The following is a 4601-nucleotide window of genomic DNA, read 5'->3' as shown; positions in this document are numbered from 1 at the left end:
CGGCCGCCCTCGTCGCCGGAGTCGCTATTCTTCCCCAAAAAGGTTACGCCGTGTTTAGCCGAGTACTCAATTTTTTACGCATTTTGCCGATTTCTGGGCATCTATAGGCGGCTTGATCATTGACACCGCATCTATGCGGGGGTTTTCGATAATCATCGTTTGCCCACAACTCGTTATCTTACTAACACTATGTCAAGTTTTCTTTTCGACAGCACTGAGCAAAACAGCGCGTAAATTCACTCAACTTTGCGTATTTGACGGAAAGAGACCGTCGTTGCTCCTCTTTGGAAAAATTGCTTCTTTTGCAGGTGAACAATTTGCGACAAGCGCGTATACTCCCCCTCGAAGCTATGTTTCGAAGGGAGCACCTGCATGGATTCGTCGTTTTTCCCCGCTGATCTTATCCTGCGCAGCAGCGCGGTGTTTACCGGCTCCGAAGAGGAGCCCCATGCCGCTGCGGTAGCCGTGACTAGCGACCGCATCATCTGGGTGGGCGATCCCGCCGACATGCCCGGGGAGCTGCAAGGGCCCGACACTGAGGTGCGCGATTTCGGCGACGCCCTCATCATGCCGGGCTTTCACGATGCCCACATGCATGTCTTCCATTCCGCGCTGTATCTGTCGCCTTTGGCCGAGCGCTTCGTGGGCGAGAACGAGGCCGACGCCGTGGCGCGCCTGGCGCCCTTGGCGGCGCGGCGCCCTGCAGGATCGTGGCTGCTCACCCAGGGCTGGCGCGACTACCTGTGGAACCCGGCGGGTATGCCGTCGAAGGCCTCGCTGGACGCGGCCTATCCCGATCGGCCCGTGGCCATGTACTCGGGAGACGCGCACACCCTGTGGCTGAACTCCTGCGCTCTGGAACGCCTGGGCATCACCGACGACACGGAGCCTCCGGCCGGGGGCAGCTACGACCGCGACGAGGCGGGGCACCTCACCGGCATCGTGCGCGAGGCCGCGGCCATGGAGCTTATGCCGCGCATTGTGGCGGAGTTCAGCACCGAGGAGCTGCTGGACGCCTATCGCTCCTTCGAGCGGTACCTGAACGAGCACGGCATTACCGGCGTGTGCGACGTGTCGCTCATGGCCATGCCCGGGCTCGACTTCGTGCGTGACGACCTGTATGCCCAGCTGGAGGCCAACGATGAGCTGACCGTGCGCGTGTCGATGTTCCCCACCTTGCTGGAAGACCGCGGCCGCCTGGACGAGCTGCAAGCCGCGCACACCGGACCGCTTTTACAGGCGCGGGGCTTCAAGCAGTTCTTCGACGGCGTGTCCAGCCAGCACACGGCCTGGGTGCACGACCCCTACTCCAACGCGCGCTTCGACGGCGACTGCGGGCGCCCCACCGTGGGCCCCGAGGTCATGGAAGCCCTGGTAGCGCCCGCAGCGGCCGAGGGCCACGCCGTGCGCGTCCACGCTATCGGCGATGAGGCGATCCATCAGTGCCTGGACATTTTCGAGCGGCATCCGGTGGGACAAGTCCTCGGAGGGGTGGCCCACCACACCATCGAGCACCTAGAAAACTTCCAGCCCGCCGATATCGAGCGTCTGGCCCGCGCGGACGTGATTGCGTCGGTGCAGCCGCGCCACATCACGCTGGACCCCGGCGGCCCCGAGCGCGACCTGGGGGCCGAGCGCGTCCCCTATATGTGGCCCTTCCGCACGCTGCTGGATGCCGGCGCCACCCTGGCCTTCGGCACCGACTCCCCCGTCACCGACATCGACCCGCTGGACGCGGTGTACACCGCCGTCACCCGCCGCGACGCCGACACCCACGAGCCCGAAGGCGGGTGGCTGCCCGAGGAGGCCATCACCCTGGCCGAGGCCCTGAGCGCCTACACCGCCGGCAGCGCCGCCGCAGCCCAGCGGGCCGGCGAAGTGGGCGAGCTAGTCCCCGGCCAGTACGCCGACCTGGTGGTACTGAGTCCCAACCCCTTCTCCCTGGCCCCCGAGGACGTCCAGCAAGCGAAGGTGCAGACCACGTACGTGGGCGGCAAGCAGGTGTACGAGGCGGAATAGGGAGGGACCCGCTGCGGAAGTTGAGCAGTTTCGTCCACCTGTCCGCTCCCAGCCCCAACGCCAGCGCTCCGCTTCGAGCAGCGGCCCTGTCCGAAGCTAGGTTCCCAGATAGAGCAGCTTGGTACCGCGTCCGCTTCGTTGGGAAATTTCCGACCTGGGGTTTTATGACAGCAGGGAACCAAACCCACGCGTTTCGACAGCGGACGGGCTACCAAACCACCCGCTTCTGGAACCTAGCATCCGCTTTGGGCGCTCAGCAATCCGCTCCAGGCTCTTCTACCCGTGCGCCCCGAGCCCGGAGCCCACCCCGGAACCCACGAGCCCGGGCGCTCCGCCCCAAGCTGTGCAGCCCGTCTGCTCCCGACCGCGGCGCCCCACTCCAGGCACGCGCCGCTGCGCCCCAAGCTGTTCGACCTGTCCGCTCCCGGCCCCGGCACCCCGCTCCGGGCACGCGCCGCTCCGCTGACTCGCTTCGCTCGGGCGCTGCGCTCCTTCATGCTTTCAACTTGCGGCCTTCGGCCGCTTTCTAAGTAAGTGTTCAGACGGTGCCCTCCGGGGGCACCGCGGCCGTCCGCTGCTCTGACTGCCTAGGCACCGAGGGATCTCAGAGGAATAACGTAGACCCCCTCCTCAACCTTATAGGCGTACTCCCCCGTTCCCGTGATTACCGCCATGAACTCGGGAGGACGCGTCCGGGCCTTAGGGTTGGCCTCGAGCTTCTTCCTCAGGCGCAGGAGGCTGGCAACGCCCTTGTCGGCGCTTGCGCTCCCCAGTTTACATTCGAATGCTGCCCACCTTCCATCAGACAGTTCGACGATGGCATCGGCTTCAAGGCCGCTATCGTCGCGATAATAGCGGACCGGGGTCGCTGATGTCCCGGGCAAAGCCCCCGCGTACACGGACAAATCTCGTATGAACATGTTCTCGAATACGAGACCAAACGTTTGCCAATCTTCAAGAAGGCTTTTCTCGTCAACGCCTATCAGCGCGGAGGCAATGGACGGGTCGGCGAAATACCGCTTCGGTTTCACCGCAAGACGCTTCGGCGATCTTCGCGGCGGAACCCATCCCGGCACCTCCTCAATAAAGTAGAGGTCTTTCAAAAGCTGGAGATACGACGCAAGCGTATTAGCTGCAACAAGAGGCTCGTCACCAGCTGATATATCATCGATGATAGTTTGATACGTTGCAGATTGCCCCACGTTGCGCGCAAGCGAAAGAGCAATGCGACGAGCCGTTTCCCCACTCTTTCCGTAACGTGCCACTCCTTCCGAAAAGACAAGCTCGAGATATTCGCGCGCGACGATTTGAGCCTGCGTCGCCGTCAAATCAAGTGCTTCGGGCCAGCCGCCTCGACAAGCCAGGGAGGCAAGCGATGCCGCATCGCCGGGAACCGTCGTTGGCGCGAACCGGCCCTCAAAGAGGCCGGCAAGGGAAACGGCCCCCGACGAATCTCCCGATTCGGTCAGCGACATAGGATACATGCGTATCCTGCCAATACGTCCCGCCCCGCTATGAAGGGCCTCGGCTTCGGCATCGCTCTTGAGAAGCGGCGTGGACGATCCCGTGAGCACCCAAGCGCCCCGCAGCTTTCGCTGCGCATCAACGGCGTGGCGGACCTCATTCCATACCAAGGGAGCACGCTGCCATTCATCGATAACGTGAGGCCGATCGCCTGCGAGAGCTGCGCCCGGGTCGGACTTGACGAGTGGGAGGATTCTATCCACATAAGTAATGCTGCTGCCGTGTGCGCACGCCGTCCACGTCTTCCCGCACCACTTTGTTCCCGCAATTTCAACAGCACCGAATATGCTCAGATACTCCTCGACGCGAGCATCAACAATACGAGGAAGATACTCACCAGCCGGCAAAAGATCAGAAGGCATAGCCCCTCGCTTTCCTCTAAGGCAATAGCCCCATAGTACCTGATGTTTCAGATTTGCATAACATCCATTTACGATTTTCCGAATTTTTCATTTATGATTTTCCGAATTTTTCATTTATGATTTTCCGAATTTTGCAGCCGCGCTCCTATAAGAAAGTGGGCGGCAAAACCTACTGCTCCGGCTGGTCGAAGACCAAGGCCGTGAAGACGAAGAAGTAGCGAGGACTCGCGCTCCGGCCGCGACCTCGCGCAACCTCGTCCCAAGACGCCGCCTCGCAAGAGGCGGCGTCTTCTGTATCCTAGTGCGCAGCCAACGCCCTAGCGAATCCGACCTCCGCACTTTTGCAGGCTATCAGCGTGGCTGCACAGCGAAGCCCACTGGCGGCCATCCTGTTTTTTCCCAAGGGTTCTCCGATATTTTCCCAACCAACGGCTCATTCTCCCCGCTAAAGCCCTAGAGGACTGAACCTTTGCCGTCCTACAGGACGGCTGCCATCGTTTACGCCCCTCACGTCTTCGCCTGCAAGCGAAATGGATAAAGCTGAAAATATATTTAGCACTTCTATATTCTATATATAAAGTGATAAGTACGTTTTACGCTTTACAAAGGGAGGGCGGATGAAGAACGCCGCGCTCCAAGGGCACGGCGTAACCTTTTTGGGGAAGAATAGCGACTCCGGCGACGAGGGCGGCCGCT

The 4601-nt window shown here is 61.5% G+C and carries 2 protein-coding genes; one reads left to right on the top strand and one right to left on the bottom strand.

The features are described 5' to 3' along the window. The first annotated feature begins 372 nt into the window (after positions 1-372). Entirely contained in the window at positions 373-2019 is a 1647-nt protein-coding gene (locus QZ307_RS10760; RefSeq protein WP_295999705.1) for an amidohydrolase, read from the top strand. Between the two features lie 587 nt (positions 2020-2606). Here QZ307_RS10760 and QZ307_RS10755 read toward each other — a convergent pair. After that, complete coding sequence (locus QZ307_RS10755; protein WP_295999704.1) at positions 2607-3905, bottom strand: DUF4143 domain-containing protein; 1299 nt, start codon at positions 3903-3905, stop codon at positions 2607-2609. Positions 3906-4601: the final 696 nt, after the last annotated feature.

Origin of the sequence: uncultured Adlercreutzia sp. (genome assembly GCA_910585575.1) — a bacterium.
GTDB lineage: Bacteria > Actinomycetota > Coriobacteriia > Coriobacteriales > Eggerthellaceae > Adlercreutzia.
The sequence above is the reverse complement of the archived record's forward strand: the minus strand, read 5'-3'. Positions and strand labels throughout refer to the sequence as shown.